This is a genomic window from Streptomyces sp. RKAG290 (assembly GCF_023701695.1).
Taxonomy (GTDB): Bacteria; Actinomycetota; Actinomycetes; order Streptomycetales; family Streptomycetaceae; genus Streptomyces.
The window spans coordinates 3687335-3710897 of sequence record NZ_JAJOZC010000001.1; the positions used below are offsets into that span (position 1 = coordinate 3687335).

Sequence of the window (23563 nt, forward strand, 5' to 3'; positions counted from 1 at the left end):
CTGGTGTCGACCCGCAGGATACCCTCCGGTATCTGGATTGTCGGTCTGCTGGTCGCCGCCCTCGCCGCAGTTTCCTTTTTGACGGTGCAGGCTTCCCGGAACGAGCCCGCGAAGAATACCGCGAGTGCCGATTCCAAGCCCAGCGCGAAACCTCACCCGTCCGCCCTCAAGCCCAAGGTGCATAAGGTCCCCGACGACTCCGGGGCCGGGCGGCGGATCGTGTATTCGCTTTCCCAGAAAAGGGTCTGGCTGATCTCCGGGAACGAGTCCACCGCCCGTACGTTCCTGGTGTGGCCGGGCAATGTGCCCCCGGCGAAGGGGAAGCACTCGGTGACTTTCCGTCGCGCGGAGGGCACGGGAAGCGATGGCGTGCGGATCGAGCACGCAGTCTATTTCGGGTCGCAATCAGCCTTCTCCAACGCAGTCGACGGCGCCTCCCCCGCACCGGACGGCACGGTGAAGACCGGCGCCATTCGCGAGACCGTCGCGGACGGAACAGCCCTGTGGGATTTCGCCACAAAGGGCACCGCCATTCACGTGGTCGACTGAGGTACTCGAGTGTCGGATCGGTACCCGTACTGACCGCTCTTCACCGCCGTTACTGGCACGCTGTGGCGCGAGCACATCTGGTGCAGCCAGGTCCCGAAGCCACAACTTCATGGTCCTGCCACGTAGGCTCACGCCGTTGGCCAGTGCATCAGAGTGGGGGAGCGGGCCGATGAGGCATGTGACGGATGTCTTCCAGCCACTGCAGGCGGCCGACCCGCTTGTGGTGGGTGGCTACCGGCTCGCCGCCCGGCTGGGCGCGGGTGGCATGGGGCGGGTCTACCTCTCGCACACGCGGGGTGGCCGGCCAGTGGCGATCAAGGTCGTACGCCCGGAGCTGGCGGACGACCCGGACTTCCAGCGGCGGTTCGGCAGGGAGATCAGGGCAGCCCAGCGGGTCCGCGGGGCGTACACCGCTGAGGTGATCGACGCCGACGCGGACGGTGAACCACCCTGGCTGGCCACGCTGTACGTGCCCGGGCCGTCCCTGGCCGAGGCCGTTGCCCGGCGGGGTCCGCTGCCGGTGCCCGCCACGCTGTGGCTGATGGCGGGGATGGCCGAGGCGTTGCAGGCGATCCATGCCGAGGGCATCGTGCACCGGGACCTGAAGCCGTCGAACGTGCTGCTGGCCGCCGACGGTCCGCGCGTGATCGACTTCGGCATCGCCGTGGCAGCTGACGGAACCTCATACACGGCGACGGGACACTCGGTCGGCACGCCCGCGTACATGGCCCCGGAGCAGGCATCCGGGGCGGCGGTCACGGCGGCGACCGATGTCTTCGCCCTTGCCCAGACGGCGGCGTTCGCGGCGTTGGGCAGGCCTCTCTACGGTGATGGCCAGGGTGTCTACGTGTTGTACCGGATCGTGCACACCGAACCCGAACTGTCGCTGCTGCCCGAGCCCTTGCGTCCGCTGTTCGCCCGCTGCCTGGCCGCCGATCCGGCGGAGCGGGCCACGCCGGCAGAGGTCTTGGAGTGGTGCCGGCAGCGGTTGGGAACGGACGCCGACGCGGGCGGAGCATCGGCCGTGTGGCAGGAGATCGGCGGGCAGGAGGTCGCGGTTCCGCCGCCCGTGCCGGACCCCACCCCTGTGCAGCCGCAGCCGCTGATCGGGTACACGCGCTCCCTGGCCGGGGCGCTGCGGCCGACGCCTACGGAGCGCAAGGTGCGCAGGCGGCGCACCGCACTGATCACGGCCGCCGGTGTGGTGGGGGGCGCGCTACTGGTAACGGCCCTGGCCTGGACGGTACTGGACGCGAAGAGCCGGGCCGATCAGCGGGCCACCGACGGATCATCGGCATCCGCCACGGGACCGGCCGCACGGTCGTCGGCTTCGGCGCGGGGTTCCTCGTCGGACTCCTCCGGCTCCTCCGACTCCCCGGACTCGGCGGCTCCGGGAACCGGTGAAGACAAGAACGGTCCTTCGTCGTCCTCCTCGGCCTCGCCCCGAGATCCGCGGCCCGAGCCGTACTCGGTCATGCTGGATCTGGGGAACTCGGTCAACCTCAAGGACCCGGACGAGGAACCCAAGGGCCGCACGGGGGACATCCGGTTGGGATGCCGGTTGGCCGGTTGTGAACTCGAGAGCGACACGAGTGTGTTCGTCGAGCTGTACGGCAAGCCGGGCGGCACGGTCGAGGAGTGCCGTCGGATGCTCAAGGACGAGAAGAACCACCGCCTCCCACTCGCCGGTGCGGCGAACGGGAGCGAAGTCTGCATCAAAGGCCCCGCAGGGGACATCGCGCTGCTCGTGATCACGACGAAGTCGACCGCTATGCCGGACATCGCCTTCCTCCAAGGTGACCTGGCGATCTGGCGAGGGGCGGCCTAGGAGATCGATCAGGCCTGTCCGGGGGGCCGGCGGACAGGAGCCGGAAGCCGCAGCTGCTCGGCGGGATCGCGACGCATGCCTCCCGCCGGCTCAGGACAGGCCGTCGAGCGGCCTGAGGAACCGGCGCTCGTAGCGCTTGATGCAGCGGGTCTCACGAGCCAGGTCGAACGCCTGCTGGCACTCCGGGTCGGACATGCTGTCCGCGCGGTACTGCTCGTACGCGGCCAGACTGGGGAAGGAGAACAAAGCGTAGGCAATGTCGCTGTCGCCCTCACTCGGCAGGAAGTAGCCGTGGTGCGTCCCGCCGAACCGGTTGACGAGCCGGACCCAGCGGCGACCGTACTCCTCGAAATCCGCAATCTTGTCAGCGTCGATCTCGTACTTCAGGTGAATGGTGACCATGCCTGCATGATGCCGTGTCACGGATGGGTGCCCGTACGATCGGGGCCGGTGGCCAGGGCATCCGGCACGGATATGCCCGGCGCACAAGGAAGCCCCCGGCCCCTGCCCCGAGGCTTCGTGGAGCATGGGGCGGGTGACGAGAAACGAACTCGCGCTCTGAGCTTGGGAATCACCCGGCCTTCGGGGTCACATGCCCGGTGCGGCCTGTGAAGGCTCGGCCGTGTGCGGAGTCTTCCGCGCTCCCTGGGGCGCCGCTGCTGACCGTTGATTACCGCTCCGACTGGCACGCAGTGGCACTGCCGGTCACAGGTTCAGGTCCAGGCGTCATGGAGGTCCTCGGGCGTGAGGGTGGGGACGTCGGCTGTGCAGCCGCTGCGGGTGACGGCGAGCAAGGGGGTGGTGTCGTCGGCGCCGGGAAGCTGGGAGCGGTGGGTGACGAGGCGGCCGAGGTCGCGGTTGTCGAAAGGCTTGTTCTCCAGCCACTTGACCGAACCCACGAGGATGATCTTCTTGGCGATGGGGGCGCGGTCGGCGCCGACGATGTCGATCTCCGGGGCGTTGGTACGGGTCCAGTAGCCGCCGATCGCATCGGTGCCCGCGGGCAACTGCCCGTCGTCGGAGCCGAGTCGCCACAGGGCTTCGCGGATGACGGGCTCGATGGCCCTGCCCCGCCAGGACGTCCAACTGGCACGGATGGTGTCGAGGACGCGGTCGCCCCGGCCGCGCTCGATCGCGGGGATGCCTGGGCCGATGAAGGAGAGCCAGAAGCGCAGGTATGGGTCGTCGATGCGATAGCGGGTCTCCCGGCTGGGTTTGGTGGAGAGGGGGAGCTCCGCGGCGACCATGCGGCGGGAGGTGAGAAGCTCCAGCGAGCGCGATACCGAGCTGGGGTTGAGGCCGCCGGCGGCTCTGCCGATCAGGGTGAAGGTGCGCTCGCCATGACCGATGGCGCCCAGGACGGTGCGAGCCTGCGCCTCGACGGGGAACTCGGCAGCCAGGGACCGCTCGCCGCTGACCAGCAGGGCGGACGTCGGTCTGCGCAGGGCCAGTTCGAGGTACTCCCACAGCCCGGCGCCCTGTGGCCATTCCTCCAGGATGAGCGGGAGCCCACCGGACACCAGATAGGCGTCGAAGGCGTCGGCGGGCGGCAGATCGAGCATCGAGGCGACCTCTGCCGGATTCAACGGCGGCACGACCATTTCGGTGCCCCGCTGGTAGAAGGGCCGCCCGTAGGTGTTGAGCTGTTCCATCATGGCGATGTCGGAGCCGATGAGGACGAGCAGAACGGGCAGTTTCGACAACGTCCGGTCGAATGCCTTCTGCAGCGCGCCCTCGAAGCTCGGGTCCTCGCGCACGAGGTAGGGCATCTCGTCGAGGACCACCACGCTGGGCGAGCCGGTGGGCAGCGCGGAGGCGAGCATGGTCAGCGCGGCGTCCCAGGTCAGCGGGGCGGCGAAATCACTGAACCGCGCCACGTCGGGAAGCCGGGAAGCGGCCACCTCACCGGCGAAACCCGCCAGATCCTCCTCGCGGGAGCCACCGACGGCGGTGAAGAACACATGCGGCAGACCCGTCTGCTCCAGGAACTCCTCCACCAAGCGGGACTTGCCCACCCGGCGGCGCCCGCGGATCAGGACGGCCCGCCCCGGACGCCCGCTGCGTCCGCCGTCCTTCACCGGACGCAACAGGTCGTCCAGAAGACTGAGTTCGTTGCGGCGTCCGATGAATCCGTTCACGGCAGTCCACCTCCATGGAATGAGCCTTGATACTTCTACTCAAGATACTCTCATAAATGGAAGTATCGATGATTGACGGACAGTGTTGCGGCGCCGGGCCCCCTGCCCGTGCGCCTTCCCGATCGAGCAGCAGAGGCGCAGCCCCGGGTGCGGAAGCGGATCAGAATGCCTCGCTGCGCGGTCTCCTCGGCGACGGTCAGTTCGTCGTCGCCTACCTGCGTCCGTCCGGCATCCTGGTACGTGGTCAGATCTCTGGGTCCGGCAGGCTGCGATCTGCAGAACCTCGGCGGTAGTTGGTATCGCTCACAAGAGGGACTCGATTCTCGTCCCGGCGCCGCCGAGGGGACCGAAGTACACGGCAATGAAGTGATCACTGCTTTCCCAGGGAGTGGGAATTTATGGAGAAGGTGGCGTGCGTCCATTGCGGCCAGGATTGGGTGCAATGTTACAAGCGTAAGGATTCTGGCCAGATCTTCTTCATGTGTCCGGAGTGCGAATCCCTGTGGCTAAAGGAAGAGAATGTACATGATGAGACAGGCATGTATCTCAGTGAATTTCTTCTCACGGGAGACTCCGTGAAGGACTGGGGGGCGATTATCCCTTGTGCCGAACCCACGCTGCCCCGGAGCAGCGGTCCTTCGTGACGGTCCGGCGGTTTATTCGGAGAACCGTTTCGGTTGTTCGGACAAAGGCCGGGCGACGGGAATCGAACTCGCGCTCTGAGATTGGGATCAACGGTACCTGCGGAGTGCAAACGCGCTCTGAATTGGGGATAGAGCGCGCTGGGGGCGCTCCTGGTGTGGTCTTGAGGTGCCCTTGTTCATCGCTGTTGTCTGTTCTGCTGGGCACGGATGAGGCAGGAGTGACGGGGGGCTTCGGGTGGTCGCCACAATGCGCGCCGATGGGCATGCCGGCGGGGTCCGGTGTGCACTCAAGCTCACGACCAGGGGAGGCAGTCCTCCGCGGAGAACTCCCCGACCGCTGCGTCCTTCACGCTCTCAAGGTCCGAGATGTAGGGGAGGGCGTCGGGAAGCGGTGTGCAGAAGGTGACGTGGGAAGTCAGCGGCGCCTCGTCCGTATCGGCGAAGGACAGCGAGACGTAGGCCCTCACCGCGGTGTCACCGAAGTCCTTTTGCGCGCGCTGCAGGCAGGCGGCGACGTAGGCCAGGCACCTGCGTACGAGGACGGGCGCGCGTTCGTCCGTCGCGGTGGGCAGGTCGTAGTCCGTCATTCCCCTGCCGTTGATTGTGGTTTCCTCCGCGAGTCGGTCGGAGTATTGCGGCGGGTTCTCGAGGAGGAGATCGGTCAGCACCCGGCCACCGGAGGGCATCAAAGACCATCCGCGCTCCACGACTTCACGGAACATGAGGGGAATGTCCGGGGAGCTCAGTCCCGTTGTGTCCGTCTCCTGCAGGAGCGCCCTCATTCGAGCATTGCTTCGCATATCTAGCCCTCGCCGAGTGCGGCGAGCCCCTTTCTGATTCCTGCAGTGAAGCCCGCACCGCTCCCTACCGACCTCTCGATGCTGCGCGGAAGCCCCTCGAACTTCCCCGTTTCGACGTCGTACTGGTACTGAGCATGTCCGCGAGGATCTCCCTCGTCCACTGGCCGGTGCGCACGCGTGAGGGATACAGGGATCCACGGCGAACACCTTGCATGCGGGCGCCGGTCAGCAACATCCCGTCGGTTCTCGCTGAGACCAGGACGGCGTCCGTCAGGTCGGCGTCGGCGAGGTCGGCGCCGACGAGCCTTGCGCTGCGCAGTGAGGCTCTGCAGGCAACGGCGCCGGTCAGACGGGCGCGGGAGAAGAGGGCGTCGTCGGCGTTGGCGTCCGTCAGGTCGGCGCGGGCAAGGTCGCAGAGGCTGGCGTTCGCCCGGGTGAGTACGGTGCCCACCAGGCTTGCCTCGCGCAGATCGGCGTCGGTCAGCGAGACGTCGGTGAGGTCGCAGCCGGTGAGGGTGGCGCCACGCAGGTCCCCGTAGCTGAGGTGGACGCCGGTCAGGTCCAGGCCCGAGAGGTTCGCCCCGGCCAGCGGGATGCCGCCAAGGTCGTTCTCGGTGGCCCACGGCTGCGTCCACGTCCGCACCATCGCGCGCCAGTCGCCGGTGCCGCTGATCAGGGCGAACCGGAGTTCAACCAGGAAGCAAGCGTTCTCGGGCAGGGTCCATCGCCTTCGCAGCTCGGTAGCGTGGCTGTTCGCGTCCGGCATGCCGGGTGGAGTGGTCATGCGCCTGGCGCTTCCATCCGTGTTGTCACGGTTGTTTGATCTGATGCAGGAAGCCCTTCACACGGCTCAGGTGGTAGACCGCCTCGTCGTGCTTCTTGAGGAGGACTTCGAGTCCTCGATCCGTCAACCCCTCCGGCAGTCGTTCCATCTCCTTCCAGAGGAACTTACGGACCACCATCCCTAAAGCAGACCCCAGGAGCCGGGAAAGCGGACACGGATGTGTTGAAGAAGTATGTCCAACTCCTCGGCCTCATCGCGGCGGCGGTTCATCAGCCCGTTGGTAGTAACGAAGAATTCGCCATTGTGCGTTTTTGGCACCGCTTATTGGCATGGCCCGCAGCTCGCCTCGGAGTGAGATCCGGGGGCGGCTTGGGAACCGCCACTGATCGACCAACCGCCCGTCATTTAAGGACGCGCGTGACGATCCAGAGTTCGTCATCCTCGGACGTGACCGCGCACAGGTGGCGCCCGTCCACCGACAGTGCCAGAAACTCCGGCGAGCCCGTCGCGCCGGCCACGCGAGACGGCAGCCCTGTTCCGACGGAATCCTTGACGAGGACCCATCCCACAGCACTGCCGCCCCGTCCCGGCGGCACGATGAGGAGTTCCCCCGCACCTGACACAAGAGGCAACCTGGTGGTCTCAGCCAGCCACTGACGATCCAGCTCCGCCATGACGTCGGCGCGCGACTCCGGGATCGTCGCACTCGGCTTGACCTCGACCCCCGTCACGGCGTGGATGGCGGTCAGGACGGCAGGCACAGGACAGGGGGCTTCCGTCCCGATGGGCAGCAGTCCGCACGCTTCGAGCGTGTGCTGCCAGGACGGTGTCTCCGCGCTGGAAGCAGCTTCCATGTGATTTCCCTCCCGAACGATCCGGGCCGGATTTCCATCAGTTTCCTTCGTAAAAGAAGTGGTGGTCCCCGCCCGGCTTGTTGATCTTGCCGTATCTTTCCATATTTTCGGGATACCCGAAAGAGCCGTCCGACCGTTGGACCCGACCATTGTCCCAGCCGAAATTCACTAGTTCTCTGGAATCGTCGATCTTGGGTTTTCCCGCATGGAAGTGCTGACCAGCAGGATCGTGAGTATGCTCCACGACCACCCTGGATCCCTGATCAGTCTCGAACTGACGGAAATTCCCCCAGGGAGATGCATCGCTTGAATAGGTGTACCCCGGCATGTGCTTCAGGCTCTTGTCGCCAGTTACGGTCCACTCGGCGATCGGGGTCTCGCCGTACGGTACCCCGGCGGCTTCGAATGCGGCTCTTTCGGCGTCGGCTCTGTTGCCGAACGGGTTGGAATGCTCTCCCTTAGGCGCATACGGGGTGAGCCCGAGGGGATCGGCCCAGGTCATGGGATTGTGGACGTAGACGGCCGGGTTCGGGGCGGGGGCGAGCCCCAGCGGATCGGGTGTGGTGTAGCGGGCCGTCTGCGGATCGTAGTAGCGGTGGTGGTTGTAGTGGAGACCCGTTTCCGGGTCGTAGTACTGCCCAGGAAAGCGGAGTGGGGTGTACGTGGTGGCATCCGCGTTCCACGTGGTGTTACCCCAGAGCGTGCTGCGCGTGCGCCACGCGATTTCGCCGGATTCGCTGACGAGTTCGGTCGGTGTACCGATCAGATCAGTGGCGATGGCGAAGAAGCGGCTGTCGATCTCACGCTGGGTGGTTTCTTCGGTGAGGCGTTCGGTCTGTGCGAGCGGGGTCAGACCATGGTGGTCCCACGTGAGCGTTACCCGGTGGGGGAGCCGTTCGGGGTGACTGGTGGTCTGTTCCGCCAGGACTGTGCCGTCCCAGGTGAAGGTGGTTCGTTCCGCGACACTCGTACCGTCTGTGGCGATCCGTTCCTTGGAGCTGCGTCGACCGAGAGGGTCGTAGCGGTAACGCCACTGTGAGCCGTCGGGAGTCGTGACTGCGGTGAGCTGGTCGTCGGCGTTGTAGGAGTAGCGCCAGATCTCGGCCTTCTTCGATGGACGAGCCTTGCGGCGCCGCACCAGACGCCCTGAGGCGTCGTACGTGTAGCTGTTGGCGCCCGCGCGCAGCAACCGGGTTCCGGTGTGGGCACGGTCGCCTCTCGCATCACCGCCGGAGGCGTGTCCGGGCCAGGTAGCGGAAGTCTGGTTGCCGGCCACGTCGTACGCGTACGCCTCCGTCCAGGCGGCGGCAGTGACCTGCGTGACCCGGCCGGCCTCGTCCAGGTCGAAGTGCTGGAGACCTCGCAGGGTGTCGTCCAGGGCCGTGACGTGACCATCGACGCGATAGGTGTATGCGCGCTCGTTGAGGGTTTCGCCGCCGGTGGTGAGGCGCTGTGGGCTCAGGCGGCCCGCGGCATCCCAGCCGGAGGCCAGGGTGAGGACTCCGCCGAAGTCCCGCTCGATTTCCCGGCCGGCCATGTCGTGCGCGAAGGCGATGCGGTGGCCGTCGGCCGTCAGGTCTGTCGTGCGTCCCGCCGTGTCGTAGCTGTACGTGGTGACATGCCCGGTGGGTGTGGTGCGCTGTGTGCGTCGGCCGAGGGCGTCATAGGCGTACGTGGTGGCGCGCCCGTCGGCGAGCTCCGTCTTGACCAGACCGCGGCGGTCATACTGGTAGATCAGCTCACTGTCCGGCCCGGCTGCCCGGGTCATGCGCCCGGCTCTGTCGTAGGCGTAGGTGGTCACCGCGCCCGCCACGTCCTTGGCCACTACGCGACCGAGCGCATCTCGTTTGTAGGCGAGGGCCTCCCCGAGCGCGTTGGTACGAACCGTGATCTGTCCCGCCGGGTCTCGGGTATAGGCGAGGGTGCGGCCGTCGAAATCCGTTTCGGCGATCAGTCGGCCGACCGAGTCGTAGGTGTAAGACCAGGTCAACCCCTGGGGGTTGGTGACGCGCGTCAGCCGTAGCTCGGTGTCATGGACGAATTCGTAGCGAGCGCCGTCCGGGCCGGTGCGTGTCATCGGCAGCTCGAAGTGCGTGTATCCGAAGCAGGTGACCTGGCCCATGGGGTCGGTGTGACTGGTGCGGTTGCCCTCGCCATCGTAGGTCCATGATTCGGTCCCGCCGTCCGGGCCTCTACGGGAAGCCAGTTCACCGTCCACGGTCCACTGGAGCTGGGTCACCGCGCCCACGGGGTCTGTAACGCGTACGGGTCGGCCGAAAGCGTCGCGCTCGTAGCGGGTCTTGCCACCCACTGGATCGGTGACTTCCAGCGGCAGTCCGGCTGCGTCGGTCATGACCGTGACGACGGCGCCGAGAGCGTCAGTGACCGAGACGAGCCGTCCGTAGGCGTCATAGGCGAAATGAGTGGTGTGTCCGGCTGGGTCGGACACCGCGACGCGGTTGCCGCGTTCGTCGAACTTCTGTTGCCGACGGCAGCCGTCAGGTCCGGTGAACTCCGCAAGCAGGCCCAACTCTTGCCGCACTGAGCTGAGTTCGCTGCCGTCCGGACGAGTGACGGTAGCTAGCCTGTTCTTCTCGTCGTACTCGAAGGCGGTGGTGCGGCCGAGCGGGTCGGTGCGAGTGAGGAGATTGCCGCGGGTGTCGTAGGTGAAGCGGGTGGTGTGACCGAGCGGGTCAGTGGTGGCCAGCACGCGGCAGTCGGTGCCGATCAGATCGAGTGGTGTGTCCGGACAAGGTGCTGAGGGTGGTAGTGCGGTGGCTGGTGTCCGGATCCGGGTCCCCGTACACGAGGGTGAGTTGCACGTGTCCCGCTTCGCCACCCTCGGCGACACACCGGTCCCGGTCGTCGTAGGTGTAGCTGTACCGGCTGTTGTTGGAATCGATCCATGCCGTCACCCGGCGTCGGGTGTCGTAGGTGAAGGTGAGGGCAGCCCCTGACGGCTTGTTGACGGTGGTGAGGTTGCCGTCGGTGTAGCCATAGGCGCGCAGGGGAAGGGACGTTCTTCGGTCGGCGGCCACGGGCGCCTCGCCGCTCGCAGCGGGGGTGAGCAGTGCCAGAGCGGAAATGAGTCCGTCCGCAGTCGTCAGCTCCAAGTGGTAGCCGGCCGAGTGGACCATTGCCAGAGGTGTGCCGTCGTCGGTGCGGTCGAAGATGATGGTGTTGTTGTTGCGGTCACTGATCTCACCGAGCCAGGCGTCGCCGTCATCTCCCGGTTCCGCCCCGGGCGGGGCATTGAAGTGGCGTATGAGGCCGTTGTCGGGGTCGGTGACGGTGTAGTCGCCTCTCTCGTCGCGGCTGAGGACGCTGCGTGAGGTGCCGGTTTCGGGGTGGGTGGGGAGTCCGGGGACGGGGTGGGGGTAGGTGATCAGGAGGCCGTCGTCGGTGATGTGAATGACGCCGTTGGCGTCGATCTCCAGGCGTTCGTCGACGGTGGAGGACCAGGAGGGGCCGAAGAAGCGGCCTGCGGTGTAGCCGGATTCGACGCGTCGGGTGAAGGCGAGCGGTAGGACGCCGGGCAGCACGACGTCGGTCTGGGGCAGGAACATGCGGCCCGAGGCGAGGTCGACCGGGTCTGTGTTCTTGGTGGTGCGTTCCGCGTCGGGGCGATTGTGGGTGCCTTCAGGCGCGTCGTCCACCAGGCGGCGGGCCTTGTTCGCGTCCTCTGCGAGGTCTGCGATTTCTTTCGCGGTCCGGGCTCCCTTGACTGCAGCTCCGCCGCCTCCGGGCGCATTTTCCACCACGCGGAGGGCCTTGTTCGCGTCCTGTGCGAGGTCTGCGAGTTCCTTCGCGGTCCGGGCGCCCTTGACTGCGGCCCCGCCGCCGCCGGTCGCGGCGGTGAGGACCAGGTCGGGGACGAGGCGGCCGAGCCCTTCGGCCGGGTCCTTCATGAACGCGGTGACCATCTGCTTGCCGGTGCCCCAGGGGTCGTTGGCGACCTGGACGAGTCCGGCGGCGGTGTTGTTCAGTGCGAGGGCGTACTCGGCGGGGTGGGTGAGGTTGTACGGGTCCATCGGGTTGACGGTCCGTACGAAGTTGAGGATTCCGGCCGTGCCCTTGGTGATCCCGCCGACGAAGTGGGTGTTCATGATCTGCGTCTCGGCTAGCCCGTCGGCGACCTGCTGTGCGTACTTCGGCTTCTTCGGCGCAGCGTCCCGCGCGGCAGCCACCGCGGTGCGAGCGGTCTCCGCAGCGGTGTTGCGCTGCTTACGGGCCTCCGCCAGGAGTTGCTGGGCCTCCTCCATGCGGGCCTTGCCGGGGTCGGTGAACTCACCCGGCCTGGGCGGAAGCGTGGAGGGGTCGCGTTTGTCGGAGGGCATGGCGTTGTACTTGTCGACGGCCTTGTTGAACGTGTCGCACTTTTCCTTGTGGGCGTCCATCGCCTCCTCGGAGGCCTTGGTGCCTGCCTTCCACTTGTCGATCGCCAACTGGGCCTGACCCTGCGCCCATTCGACCGTCCCGGCAAATGACTCCAGCGCGCCCGCGGCCTTCTCGAAGGCGTCGGCAGCCTTGAACCACTGGGGTGGCTCCACGGACACCGAGTCGCGGAACGCGTCCGCCGTCTTGCCCTTGAGCTCGGAGGCGTCCAAGCCCTTGAGCCCGCCACCGACGTTGTCGAGAGCACCTTGCAGGTTCTTGAGGTGCGTCGCGGTCGAGCGGATTTCGGACGGGCTGCCGTAGATCAGCTTCTTCTTGTCCTCGGTCTGCCCCAGGTCCATCTCCTCGACCTCGGCGCCCATCCGGTTCGCCACCGAACGTGACTGCTCACGCACCCAGTCCGCGCCGGAGTCCCAGCCCACGTCCTCCAACCGGTCGGCCGTCCAGTCCCCGGCGTCCTCGACCCGGTCACCGACCCACTTGGTGCCATCCTCGACGGCGTCCTCGATGACGTCCGGAGTCAGATCGCTGACAAGATCCCCGAGCCCCATGGATCAGTTCCCCCCGTTGTCCTGCTGCTGTTGCCGGGCCCGCTCCTCGGGTGACGGCCCGAACGTCTCGTCCACCGACCGGTCGAAGGTCTCTTGGTCGATCCCGAGCAGGTTGTTCATCAGCTCGGTCCGACGGCCGCCGTTTCCCTCGGTCACCAGTGCTCGCCCGGTGTCCTTCCAGGTCTGCCCGGCCTCGTCCCCCGCCCGCTGGAACGACTCCGGACTGTAGTCCGGGCTCAGGTAGTCCGGGGTGAGCACGTCACCCCAGCCCTGCTTGACGATGTCGGCCTCGGACGCGTTCGGATTGCCCACACCGGCGTTGACCACGATCTTCAGCGTGCCCTCGATGTACTGGTCCTCCTCCCACAGGACCCCGGCGGACAGGCCCAGCTTCGCCGCGATCGCGTTGGCGTCCTGGACCAGCGCCCGGACCCCCCACTCCCACCGCTCGCAGAAGTCCTCGAACGTCACCGACAACCCGTAGTGACCGGCCTCCATACCGGTCATCGACAGGCCCGACACTCCCTTGCCCAGGACCGCCCCGGTGCCGGAACCGATCCCCTCCAGCTCGGCCACCGCCGCCCTCAGACCACTGGTGATCTTCTGGACACTCGCCGGATCTATGTGCAGATCCCCCGCGCCACCGCCGCTCATCGCCCCTGACCTTCACTGTGAGCCGGTGCGACAGCCGGAGCGTCCGCATCCACCCTGTCGACGGCGGCCGCATCCGGAACGATGCCCGTCACCGGCGGAAAGAGCATGGATCCGTCGGGGTCGGCGATGTTCACCGCAACTCCCGCCGGCACGCCCATCGCCGGAACGATCTCGTCCAGCAACCGCGCACCCCGCAATTCCGCGAACTCCCACGGCCGCCCGGCATCCGCTGTATGCCCGGTACCCCCGCCAGCGTCGAGTGAGCTCCGCGCCTGCGCGAACCGGGCCAACGCGGCCTCGTCAGTGAACCCGCAGACCCAGCGGACCCCGCCGGACTCCGCGGTCCACAGCCCGCCCCCGTCCAACGGCACCAGCACCAATGCCCGCCGCAGTTCCCCCAGTAGGGCCCGAGGATCACCCACCCCGGCCCGTTGGTCCGCTATCCGCTCCGCCAGTACTGTCCCCTCGGTCATGGCCCCCCGTTCAAAAATCCGCCGACCGCTCCCGAACACCGTAGAACACCACGCCCGCGCACGGATCAGCGGTTCCGGCGGCCGTGGCTGCCTTCGGCCGGGAGGGGCGTGAAGGTTGGGGGGAGCGCGGGGCGCAACGGCGTCGGACGGCTTGGCCCACGTGGCGAGCCTGTCGGGTGACAGTTCCGGCGTTCTCAGTGCACACAGGGACGCCGGTGCGCAGCTCACCGGGGCATACCGTGGGTCAGACAACAAAGAAGCCCCCGGCCGTGGGCCTGGGGCTTCTTCATGGAGCGGGTGACGAAAATCGAACTCGCGCTCTGAGCTTGGGGATCACGGGTTGATCACCGCAGGAAATGCCCTCTGAACTGCGACTATTCGCAATTTGGCGTCACCTTCGACTTGGCTGTTGATCTCCCCTTCTCCCCGTGGTTCCCCGTCGTGTCGGGCACGCAACGGGCACGAGCGTGAGAGATGAGGTAGGCGACCCATTCCGCACCCCGGGTCGCACTCTTTACCGTGCGGACGACCTCATCACGGAGCAGCCTATCGACGGCTGCAGGCCGTGGCCTCATGCTTATCAGTTCGCTCGACGGGCCCCTGCAACACGGCAGTTCCAGACTGATGCTGCATTGACCTACCGCCAGAGTACGGAAGGGTTCGCCGACGATCGGCCTTGTTGGTTTCAGCCGCTGATGTCATTGAGGGACGGTGTCCTTGACAGAGTCTCCTGGGGGGTCTGGCGCTTCCGCCCACCGAGCCGCCTGACGACAATTACGGCGAGTGCTGCGATGGCAACCACTGTGACAGTTATGCCGATCATGGCTCCCGTGCCCATCGTTGCAAACATCTAGTCCCCCTGGTCTTCTCAAGTCGCCGCAGTCAGCGACTCACGGTCCCGCGTAGGCATCAACATGACAGCTAGCCTCCTGACGTGGAAGTCAAAGCCGGAAGTCTTGAGCACCATCTGAGCTTGAGATTCAGCCGGACCGCGCCCATGCTCCTCAACCCACCACTTACCCCAGCTCCCATCCCGGAGTCTGAGCGCCCCCCGCCGGAGGCATGCCTTGAAGCCGCGGGCTTTGGTCTCATCTTGTGCCCTCGGGTCTACACAGCGGGCGCGCGTCGGCGGCGGCAGCGCCGAGCGGGCCGAAGGCAGGAGCGCGGGCGCAGCCAGAGCCGGGTGCCTTGATGAGGTAGAGAAACCCTGTAGCAGCTCATGGCCTCGGTCAAGCAGAGTGCGAATCGGTCGGCAGGAGTCGACTGGTGAAGCCGGCTTGGCGGAGTCGCTCGTACGCCTCGGTTGCGTCGGCAGGTACGGGCTGGCGGATCATGAATCCCTGATCCGGGTAGATCATCAGTCGCTGCAGCGTGCCCGTAAGCATGTCGATCACCAGACGTGCGTCACTCCGCCTTTGTCGGTGGCTGATGCGCAACGGGCTTTTCTGGAGGGCTGGGTGCAGCGCGGTTCGACGGCCCAGGCGCTCGCCCAGCGGTCGCGGATCGTGCTGGAGTGCGCCGAGGGCCACTCGATCATGGAGGTGTCCCGCCGGCTGCGGAACACTCCGTACACGGTCCGCACCTGGCGACGCCGTTTCCTCGAACGGGGCCCGGACGGCTTGTGTGACGACCCACGTCCGGGCGTGCCGCGGAAGATCACCGATGCCGATGTCGAGCGGGTGATCGAGATCCTCGACAAGGTTGCCGCCTATTGCCGACGAATCTCCGACTCAGGTCAGACAACGAAGAAGCCCCCGGCCACTGGCCTGGGGCTTTTTCATGGAGCGGGTGACGAGAATCGAACTCGCGCTCTGAGCTTGGGAAGCTCATGTTCTACCATTAAACTACACCCGCGTGACGTCCTGGCTGACCAGCGACGCATCGTCCCACACTGTACCCCATCGCAGGCCCCCCGAGACGCGAGTCCGGGCGTCGGCCGTGGTGGTGGCGTGTCGTGTCGGGGGCGGATGCGGGTGACGGGGGCGGGAGTTGGGGGCGTAGCGTGGGTTGTCGGAGTGCCGCGTGGAGTGGCGTCCTGTTCATCCCCTAATGTGGCTTTCTCGTCCACGGCTTGATGGGGAAGGGACTTGATGGACTCCATGGAGCGCACCGTCGTCCGCTGTGCCGAAGGGCACGTTTTCACTACCGCTTCGTTCCCGATGCAGCAGCTCGGGTCCGGGCGGATCGGTCCCGGGCGGCTCATCCGCTGTCCTCGTTGCGCCCGGTTGCGGCAAGCCGTGCCCGTGGTGTTCGAGGAGCGGTAGAGCCTGCGGGAAGGTGACGACAGGCGCGCGGGGCGGCCCGATGAGGGTGGGCCCGCGCGTTCTGCGTATCCTCGGTGGGTGCTTCTCTCAGACAAGGACATCCGGGCCGAGATCGACGCCGGACGCGTACGTATTGATCCGTTCGATACGTCGATGGTGCAGCCCTCGAGCATCGATGTGCGGCTCGACCGCTACTTCCGGGTGTTCGAGAACCACCGCTATCCGCATATCGATCCGGCCGTCGAGCAGGTCGATCTGACCCGCACCGTCGAGCCGGAGGGGACGAGGCGTTCATCCTCCATCCCGGTGAGTTCGTGCTCGCCTCGACGTACGAGGTCATCTCGCTGCCCGACGATCTCGCGTCGCGGCTGGAGGGCAAGAGCTCGCTCGGCCGGCTCGGGCTGGTGACGCATTCGACCGCCGGGTTCATCGATCCCGGGTTCTCCGGGCACGTGACCCTCGAGCTGTCGAATCTGGCGACGCTGCCGATCAAGCTCTGGCCGGGGATGAAGATCGGCCAGCTGTGCATGTTCCGGCTGAGTTCCCCGTCGGAGTTCCCGTACGGCTCCGAGCGGTACGGGTCGCGTTACCAGGGGCAGCGCGGTCCGACCGCGTCGCGCTCGTACATGAACTTCCACCGGACGCAGGTGTGACGCCGATGAGTGATGACATGCGGGAGAACCTGACGTACGACGGTTTCGGGCATGCCGTCCGCGAGTTGGCGCAGGCCGTCGCCGACGACGGGTACGAGCCGGATGTGGTGCTGAGCATCGCGCGTGGCGGGGTCTTCGTCGCGGGCGGGCTGGCCTACGCGCTGGACTGCAAGAACATCCACCTGGTGAACGTCGAGTTCTACACCGGGGTCGGCACCACCCTCGAAATGCCGGTCATGCTGGCGCCCGTGCCCAACGCCATCGACTTCTCGGACAAGAAGGTCCTCATCGCCGACGATGTCGCCGATACCGGGAAGACGCTGAAGCTGGTGCGTGACTTCTGTATCGATCACGTCGCCGAGGTGCGCTCCGCGGTCATCTACGAGAAGTCGCACTCGCTCGTGAAGTGCGAGTACGTGTGGAAGAAGACCGATCGCTGGATCAACTTCCCGTGGAGTGTCCTGCCTCCAGTACGTAGGTCGGGGGAGCCGGTCACTCCGTCGAGGGAAGCTCTCTGACCTGTGGCTGCTTAGGCCGCGATGGTTGTTGATGTCCCGAGCGCTCTTGAAAACCGTCGTGGCAGCGACGTCACCGTGGGCTCAAATCCCACACCCACCGCAGGTGAACGGCCCCTGACCGGGTAAGTCGGTCGGGGCCGTACTCATGTGCGCTATCTGTCAGGCACTGTGGTTTCCCGTCAGCTATGGAACGGCACCAGTGGGTGCGGCTCCGGGCCGGCCGGGTGCCTCAGGAGTCTCCCGGCTGTCGGTGCCGACTGACCGCACCCATGATGACCTTGATCGCAAGCCCGAGGATGACGAGATCAGCGATCATCTGCCCGGTGACCACGCGCCGGGCTGCCTCGCTCTTGGCCGTGACGTCGCCGAAGCCGACCGTTGAGAAGACGGTGACGGCGAAGTACAACCCGTCCGTGTGCGTGAGGGGCCCGCCGAAGTTGCTGGTCGACATCGTCGCCATGACGACGTAGGTGCTGGCGAACAGAAGCAGGAACAACGGAACGCTGATGGCCAGGGCTTCGGCGGCCCTCAGTCCAGGGAACGGCGAGCGGATGATCGAGCGGACCTGAAATCCGACCAGGGCCATGAACGCGACCAACCCGATGACCAGGATCGTGACGGCGAACCAGGGCGAGTAGTGATCCAGGGGCAGCAGAAAGTACAAGGTCATCAGAACGGTGACGCATCCCGCGATCCGCAGAACAGCCCGCACGATCATGCCGCGCGGGGGCCGGGTGGGGCCAGTTCTGTCAGTCACTGGTCGTATGCGTGTGGGAGGACTCATCGACGGCAGCGCGCACCCAATCGTGGGCACTGCCAGGTTCGAGGGTGGCGAGGAGCTCTGTGAGTGAGCCATCCCAACTGTCTCTCGCGCGTTCGGCCGCTGCTGTGACGACCATCTGCCGTGTTTCTGTGTCCTTGCAGCGAACCAGCGTGATGGCGGCATGAGGGCCGGCCTCTGCGAGGATCCTCTGCGCGTGTTGCGCGTTGGTTCCGACGTGTCCTTTACGCACTCCAGCGGCGTGTGCCCCACCTTTGCCCCCTTCAGCGCGGAGAGCAGCCCCATGAATCCGATCATCCAGGAGACGGAGATGCGGAACAGGGCATTGGCAAGGCCGTCGGCTGTGAGCACGCGAGACTGGGTCAGGCTCAGCGAGCCGTCGGCGTTTCCTCTGATCACCACGGCATTTGTGCCGTCCTTGCGGGCTTTCCTGCGGAAGCCTCGTCCGAGCGATGCCAGCATGTGTTCGGCGCGATGGCGGTTGTCAAAGCTGGCGATGACTACCGAGTCCTGCCCGGATTGCGCGACCGAGGTGGTCTCCGACGTCATGGGAGCGTCCTTCGCAGCCGAGTGACCGAGATCAAGGCCTGATTGAGGGCACAGCCAGGTCTGCTCGTTGGGCTTGCTGTCTCATTTTAGCTGTTCAGGCGCCTGCCGCTCTCTTGATCATGGTGAGCGGGTCCCGTTCCTGCGGGAACGCATCGGAAACCGGACCACGCGGTCGGCGGAGCGGCTTTGGGCTGGAGCTGCTTCGGGGCGAGTGATCATGGCCCCTTAAGCTTCCGGCGAGTCGGGCAGTCTGTGGACCTGCCCGTCAAAGCACGACGTTGGAGCGATGATAAGACCCCCGGGGCCCATGGCCCCGGGGGTCTTATCGGCTCTGTTCAGCTCAGATCGTGCCCAGTTTGAGGATCGACACCAGCGCGACCAGCTGGATCGCGGAGGCGCCCAGCGCCTTCGGCCAGGGCAGGTCGTGGGACTTGCTCACCATCGAGGTGAGCAGTGCCGCCGCGGCCAGCCAGGTGATCCAGCCGAGGATCTGGACCACGGAGTTCTCGCCGCCCAGGAAGAGCGCGAAGACCAGGCGGGGGACGTCCGTGATCGACATGATCAGCATGGAGAGGCCCACCGTCGGCTGCCAGGCGCCGTCGCCGCCGAGCTGGCGGGCCAGGGTGTGGGTGACCGCGCCGAGTACCAGGCCGCCGATCACGAAGCCGATGCCCGTGATGACGACGTAGGGGATGGCGGTGCCGACCGGTGAGTGGATCGCGTCGTCGCGGGCCTGGTCGAAGCCGAACAGCGCCAGCAGGCCGTAGAGGAACGTGACGATGAGCGCGGGGCCCCAGACGGGGTAGTCGCGCATCTGCCAGAACGTCGGGCCCGGTCGCGTCACGATGCCGCTCAGCAGCTGCTTCCAGTGCAGGCGTGGGCCCGTGGGCTGGACGGGGGCCTGGCCGGCGCGGTAGGTGTTGCCGTCGCCGTACGGGTCCTCGTTGATGCTGAAGGCCTGGGTGTGGCCGGGGCTGTTGGCGTACGGGTCGCCCTGGTGGGGCTGCGGGTACGGGTCGCCGAAGTACTCCGGCTCGTCGGCTCCGCCGCCGTTGTAGCCCGGGCCGTTCCGGGAACCGGGGGCGGCGTTGTAGCCGCCGCCCTGGTGCGGGGCGCCGTTTCCTCCCGTCGGCGGCCATGGCTGCTGTCCGTACGGCGGCGGTGCCTGATTGCCGTACGGCTGCTGCCGCGGTTGCTGTTGCGCTTGCTGCGGGGTGCGGTTGTCCCGGCCGCGTCCGATCCTGAATCCAGCCACGTAATCGAACGTACCTGGTCCACCGGGGTCGGGAGGGAGGGGCAGGGGAACTGGACCGCCTTTGCTGCCTACCTGTGACATCCCCTAAGGGAACCCCGGGGGCTGTCCACAGGGCCCCGGGGGTTTTCAGCGGGCGCCGAACAGCGCGCTGGTGAACGTGATCAGCGGGCGGTCCGGGGTCGCCGCCGGGTACAGCGCGATCAGGTCGGCCGTCTCGCCCCGGTGGGTGCGGACAACCGTGTCCGGGCTCTTGTCGCCGTCGAAGTCCGCGTAGCGGATGAGGAGGGCCGTTTCTGCGGGGGCGGGGGCGGAGGCGGGGGCGGAGGGCGAGGAGCCGCTCGCCGCCTTGTCCCGTAGCGGGGCGGCCGGGAGTACTTCTGCCGGGGCCCTGAAGCGGTACGTGCCGCCCGGCCGTGCCGGTCCGTCGGGGCTGCCGAGCAGCAGCGTGCCCTTGGCGGCGGTACCGGGGTCGTGGGGGCGGGCGGCGTACACCAGGTCGTCGTAGCCGTCGTCGTTCGTGTCCGCCCGGGGCTCGGGGGCGGCCAGCGCCGGGCCGGCGCCGGGGATGGTGCCCCCGGCGGCGTGCGGGCGGCCGTCCCGGGTGAACGGGCCGCGCAGGAAGCTGAACCGGCCCGAGCTCGCCGTCACGGCCAGGTCGGGCTTCCGGTCGCCGTCGAAGTCACCGCAGACGGGGTGGTCGGGCCACTCGTTCCCGAAGCGGGCCCGGTCCGGGATGCGGAGCGCGACCGCCTTGCCGGTGAGGCCCGCGGGGGAGCCGAAGAGGATCTGCAGCGGCACGGGCGGGCGGCCGATGCCGTTGTACGGGGGGTCGGTGGCCACGATCAGATCGGTGAAGCCGTCCTGGTCCAGGTCGCACGAGGCCTCGGCGTCGAACGCCGAGGGGAGGGTGTCGCCGATCTTGGCGGCGTTCGCGTGTGCGCTGAGCAGCTGGCGTACCGACGGGTCGAGGCCACGGGCGGCGGAGCCGTACACGATGCCGATGCCGGCGTCGTCGCCGTGACTGTCGGCCGCGGGCTTCACCAGGTTGTTCAGGACGAGGTCGCGGTGACCGTCCCCGTTGAAGTCGTCCGGCGTGTGGCTGCCGCTGCCGCGCGGTACGGGGCGCCGCTCCGCACCCGCCAGGCCGGACAGGGCGGTGGGCGGGGCGTCGCCGTTCTTGGAGCCCTGGGAGGCCGGGGAGGCGGGGGAGCCCGTGCAGGCCGTCAGCAGGAGTGCGCAAGCGGCCCCGACCGCCGCGGTGGTGACCACCGCCCTGGCCGTCGCCGTCCTGGCCGTCCCTCTGCCCGGTGCCTTGGCGATACGTATCCGCACAGGAGTACCTCGTCCGTTTCTTCCGCCTCGCACGCCTTGCAGGCCTCGTACGCCCAGCGCGTCTCGCATGTCTCGCAGGCCGTACGCCTCGCGTCTGCCTGACAAGTCCGTACGTCCCCCGTACGCCCCCGCACGTCCCCCGCCGGTGCGCACCCGTCCCGGCGCGGTGGCCGTCCCACATGATGCGTCACCGGGGCGGGAAAGCAGAAGCGGCCGGTCCTGCCCCCGAGGCAGGTCCGGCCGCTTGTGCACCGCTGTGGCGCAGTACCGGTTACTTCACCGGTTCCGGCTCCGGTGCGTCCACCGACTCCGGCTCGCCCGCCGGATCGGCCGGGGTCCGCACCGAGTCGAGCAGCAGCTGCGAGACGTCGACCACCTGGATCGACTCCTTCGCCTTGCCGTCGTTCTTCTTGCCGTTGACCGAGTCGGTCAGCATGACCAGGCAGAACGGGCAGGCGGTGGAGACGATGTCCGGGTTCAGGGAGAGGGCTTCGTCGACGCGCTCGTTGTTGATGCGCTTGCCGATCCGCTCCTCCATCCACATCCGGGCACCACCGGCGCCGCAGCAGAAGCCGCGCTCCTTGTGGCGGTGCATCTCCTCGTTCCGCAGACCCGGGACCTTGGCGATGATCTCGCGCGGGGGCGTGTAGATCTTGTTGTGACGGCCCAGGTAGCAGGGGTCGTGGTAGGTGATCAGACCCTCGACCGGCGTCACCGGGACCAGCTTGCCCTCGTCCACCAGGTGCTGGAGCAGCTGCGTGTGGTGGATGACCTCGTACTCGCCGCCGAGCTGCGGGTACTCGTTCGCGATGGTGTTGAAGCAGTGCGGGCAGGTCGCGACGATCTTCTTCGACGACTTCGCCTTCTTCGTCGAGTCGTCCTCGTCGTCCTCGCCGAACGCCATGTTCAGCATCGCGACGTTCTCCTGGCCGAGCTGCTGGAACAGCGGCTCGTTGCCCAGGCGGCGGGCCGAGTCACCGGTGCACTTCTCGTCGCCGCCCATGATCGCGAAGTTGACGCCCGCGATGTGGAGGAGCTCCGCGAAGGCCTTCGTCGTCTTCTTGGCGCGGTCCTCCAGGGCTCCTGCGCAGCCGACCCAGTAGAGGTAGTCGACCTCGCTGAGGTCCTCGACGTCCTGGCCGACGATCGGGACCTCGAAGTCGACCTCCTTGGTCCACTCGACGCGCTGCTTCTTGGCGAGCCCCCAGGGGTTGCCCTTCTTCTCCAGGTTCTTGAGCATCGTGCCCGCCTCGGACGGGAACGAGGACTCGATCATCACCTGGTAGCGGCGCATGTCGACGATGTGGTCGATGTGCTCGATGTCGACCGGGCACTGCTCCACGCACGCGCCGCAGCTGGTGCAGGACCAGAGCACGTCCGGGTCGATGACGCCGTTCTCCTCGGCGGTGCCGATGAGGGGGCGCTCGGCCTCCGCGAGTGCGGCCGCGGGAACGTCCTTGAGCTGTTCCTCGGTCGCCTTCTCGTTGCCCTCCATGTCCTTGCCGCCGCCGGCCAGCAGATACGGGGCCTTGGCGTGCGCGTGGTCGCGCAGGGACATGATCAGGAGCTTCGGGGAGAGCGGCTTGCCCGTGTTCCAGGCGGGGCACTGCGACTGGCAGCGGCCGCACTCGGTGCACGTCGAGAAGTCGAGGATGCCCTTCCAGGAGAACTGCTCGACCTGGGAGACGCCGAAGACGTCGTCCTCGCCCGGGTCCTCGAAGTCGATCTCCTTGCCGCCCGACGTCATGGGCTGCAGCGCGCCCAGCGCGACCGCGCCGTCGGCGTTGCGCTTGAACCAGATGTTGGGGAAGGCGAGGAAGCGGTGCCAGGCCACACCCATGTTGGTGTTCAGGCCGACCGTGATCGCCCAGGCCATGGTGACGCCGAGCTTGATCATGGCGGTGAGGTAGACGAGGTTCTGCAGCGTGCCGAGGTCCAGCCCCTTGAAGGCGGCGACCAGCGGGTACGACGCGAAGTACGCGGCCTCGTAGCCGTCCACGTGGTGCAGCGCGCCCTCGAGCCCGCGCAGGGTCATGATCGCCAGGCCGATGAGGAGGATGACCGCCTCGACGAAGTACGCCTGGCCCATCTTGGAGCCCGCGAAGCGCGACTTGCGGCCGGCCCGGGAGGGGAGGTTCAGCTGGCGGATCGCGATGAGGACGAGGATGCCCACGGTCGTCGCGAGCGCGATGAACTCCGTGTAGACCTCGTACGGCAGCCAGCCGCCGAGCACCGGCAGGACCCAGTCGGCCTTGAACAGCTGGCCGTACGCCGTGAGGATCGTCAGGCCGAGGGTCAGGAAGCCGACGGCGACGAACCAGTGCGCGACACCGACGATCCCCCATCGGTTCATCCGGGTGTGGCCGACGAACTCCTTGGCCAGGGTGATCGTGCGCCGTTTGTAGTCGTCGGTGCGACTGCCGGCCGGGACCGGCTGTCCGAGCGTGACGAACCGGTAGATCTGCGCGACGGCTCGGGCGATGAGCGCAACGCCGACCACGGTCAGCACCAGCGACACGATGATCGCGGCGAGTTGCATTG

At 67.2% G+C, this 23563-nt stretch carries 16 protein-coding genes, 1 tRNA gene and 4 pseudogenes; 5 read left to right on the forward strand and 16 right to left on the reverse strand.

Going from position 1 to position 23563, the window contains the following annotated elements; all coding sequences use genetic code 11:
* Positions 1 to 3: 3 nt before the first annotated feature.
* On the forward strand, positions 4 to 549 hold the full coding sequence (locus LNW71_RS16110; RefSeq protein WP_250968860.1) for a hypothetical protein: 546 nt from the start codon (positions 4 to 6) through the stop codon (positions 547 to 549).
* Between the two features lie 169 nt (positions 550 to 718).
* Complete coding sequence (locus LNW71_RS16115) at positions 719 to 2377, forward strand: serine/threonine-protein kinase (protein ID WP_250968861.1); 1659 nt, start codon at positions 719 to 721, stop codon at positions 2375 to 2377.
* Positions 2378 to 2467: 90 nt separating this feature from the next.
* Here the strand turns inward: LNW71_RS16115 and LNW71_RS16120 are convergent, their stop codons facing one another.
* From LNW71_RS16120 to LNW71_RS16170, 11 genes and pseudogenes are all read right to left on the reverse strand, one after another.
* The gene (locus tag LNW71_RS16120) at positions 2468 to 2779 is read right to left on the reverse strand and encodes an NIPSNAP family protein (protein WP_250968862.1); all 312 of its coding nucleotides are present in this window, start codon (positions 2777 to 2779) and stop codon (positions 2468 to 2470) included.
* 311 nt (positions 2780 to 3090) lie between these two features.
* The gene (locus tag LNW71_RS16125; protein ID WP_250968863.1) at positions 3091 to 4515 is read right to left on the reverse strand and encodes an ATP-binding protein; all 1425 of its coding nucleotides are present in this window, start codon (positions 4513 to 4515) and stop codon (positions 3091 to 3093) included.
* Between the two features lie 937 nt (positions 4516 to 5452).
* Complete coding sequence (locus LNW71_RS16130) at positions 5453 to 5746, reverse strand: hypothetical protein (protein ID WP_250968864.1); 294 nt, start codon at positions 5744 to 5746, stop codon at positions 5453 to 5455.
* Positions 5747 to 6023: 277 nt separating this feature from the next.
* Positions 6024 to 6743, reverse strand: coding sequence for a pentapeptide repeat-containing protein (locus tag LNW71_RS16135; RefSeq protein ID WP_250968865.1), 720 nt, complete (start codon positions 6741 to 6743; stop codon positions 6024 to 6026).
* Between the two features lie 25 nt (positions 6744 to 6768).
* Positions 6769 to 6921: a polymorphic toxin type 28 domain-containing protein gene (locus LNW71_RS16140; protein WP_250968866.1), complete on the reverse strand. Its 153-nt coding sequence runs from the start codon at positions 6919 to 6921 to the stop codon at positions 6769 to 6771.
* Positions 6922 to 6923: 2 nt separating this feature from the next.
* On the reverse strand, positions 6924 to 7061 hold the full coding sequence (locus LNW71_RS16145) for an Imm7 family immunity protein (protein WP_308294493.1): 138 nt from the start codon (positions 7059 to 7061) through the stop codon (positions 6924 to 6926).
* Between the two features lie 83 nt (positions 7062 to 7144).
* Entirely contained in the window at positions 7145 to 7597 is a 453-nt protein-coding gene (locus LNW71_RS16150; protein WP_250968867.1) for a hypothetical protein, read from the reverse strand.
* A 37-nt stretch (positions 7598 to 7634) separates the two neighbouring features.
* Positions 7635 to 12543 (reverse strand): annotated as a pseudogene (locus LNW71_RS16155) (putative T7SS-secreted protein).
* 3 nt (positions 12544 to 12546) lie between these two features.
* A complete protein-coding gene (locus LNW71_RS16160) occupies positions 12547 to 13197 on the reverse strand; it encodes a hypothetical protein (RefSeq protein ID WP_250968868.1) in 651 nt (216 codons plus the stop codon).
* The gene (locus LNW71_RS16165) at positions 13194 to 13670 is read right to left on the reverse strand and encodes a hypothetical protein (RefSeq protein WP_250968869.1); all 477 of its coding nucleotides are present in this window, start codon (positions 13668 to 13670) and stop codon (positions 13194 to 13196) included. Before LNW71_RS16165 ends, LNW71_RS16160 begins: the two co-directional genes overlap by 4 nt.
* A gap of 1229 nt (positions 13671 to 14899) precedes the next feature.
* A pseudogene (locus tag LNW71_RS16170) lies at positions 14900 to 15076 on the reverse strand (YdcF family protein); the annotation flags it as partial.
* Positions 15077 to 15127: 51 nt separating this feature from the next.
* Here LNW71_RS16170 and LNW71_RS36965 point away from each other — a divergent pair.
* A pseudogene (locus tag LNW71_RS36965) lies at positions 15128 to 15355 on the forward strand (helix-turn-helix domain-containing protein); the annotation flags it as partial.
* Between the two features lie 95 nt (positions 15356 to 15450).
* Here LNW71_RS36965 and LNW71_RS16180 read toward each other — a convergent pair.
* Positions 15451 to 15524, reverse strand: a tRNA-Gly gene (locus tag LNW71_RS16180).
* Between the two features lie 488 nt (positions 15525 to 16012).
* Here LNW71_RS16180 and dcd point away from each other — a divergent pair.
* A pseudogene (gene dcd, locus LNW71_RS16185) lies at positions 16013 to 16587 on the forward strand (dCTP deaminase).
* A gap of 5 nt (positions 16588 to 16592) precedes the next feature.
* Positions 16593 to 17105 (forward strand): phosphoribosyltransferase, encoded by a 513-nt coding sequence (locus LNW71_RS16190; RefSeq protein WP_250968870.1) that lies wholly within the window; start codon positions 16593 to 16595, stop codon positions 17103 to 17105.
* 229 nt (positions 17106 to 17334) lie between these two features.
* Here LNW71_RS16190 and LNW71_RS16195 read toward each other — a convergent pair whose 3' ends face one another.
* The 4 genes from LNW71_RS16195 to LNW71_RS16210 form a co-directional block, all read right to left on the reverse strand.
* Positions 17335 to 18435, reverse strand: coding sequence for a potassium channel family protein (locus LNW71_RS16195; RefSeq protein WP_250968871.1), 1101 nt, complete (start codon positions 18433 to 18435; stop codon positions 17335 to 17337).
* Positions 18436 to 18775: 340 nt separating this feature from the next.
* Positions 18776 to 19690, reverse strand: coding sequence for a YIP1 family protein (locus LNW71_RS16200; RefSeq protein ID WP_250968872.1), 915 nt, complete (start codon positions 19688 to 19690; stop codon positions 18776 to 18778).
* Between the two features lie 126 nt (positions 19691 to 19816).
* Positions 19817 to 21022 carry a VCBS repeat-containing protein gene (locus tag LNW71_RS16205; protein WP_250968873.1) on the reverse strand — a complete coding sequence of 402 codons (1206 nt, stop codon included), beginning with the start codon at positions 21020 to 21022 and terminating at the stop codon, positions 19817 to 19819.
* Positions 21023 to 21293: 271 nt separating this feature from the next.
* Positions 21294 to 23561, reverse strand: a complete 2268-nt coding sequence (locus LNW71_RS16210; protein WP_250968874.1) for a (Fe-S)-binding protein — start codon at positions 23559 to 23561, stop codon at positions 21294 to 21296.
* Positions 23562 to 23563 lie beyond the last annotated feature (2 nt).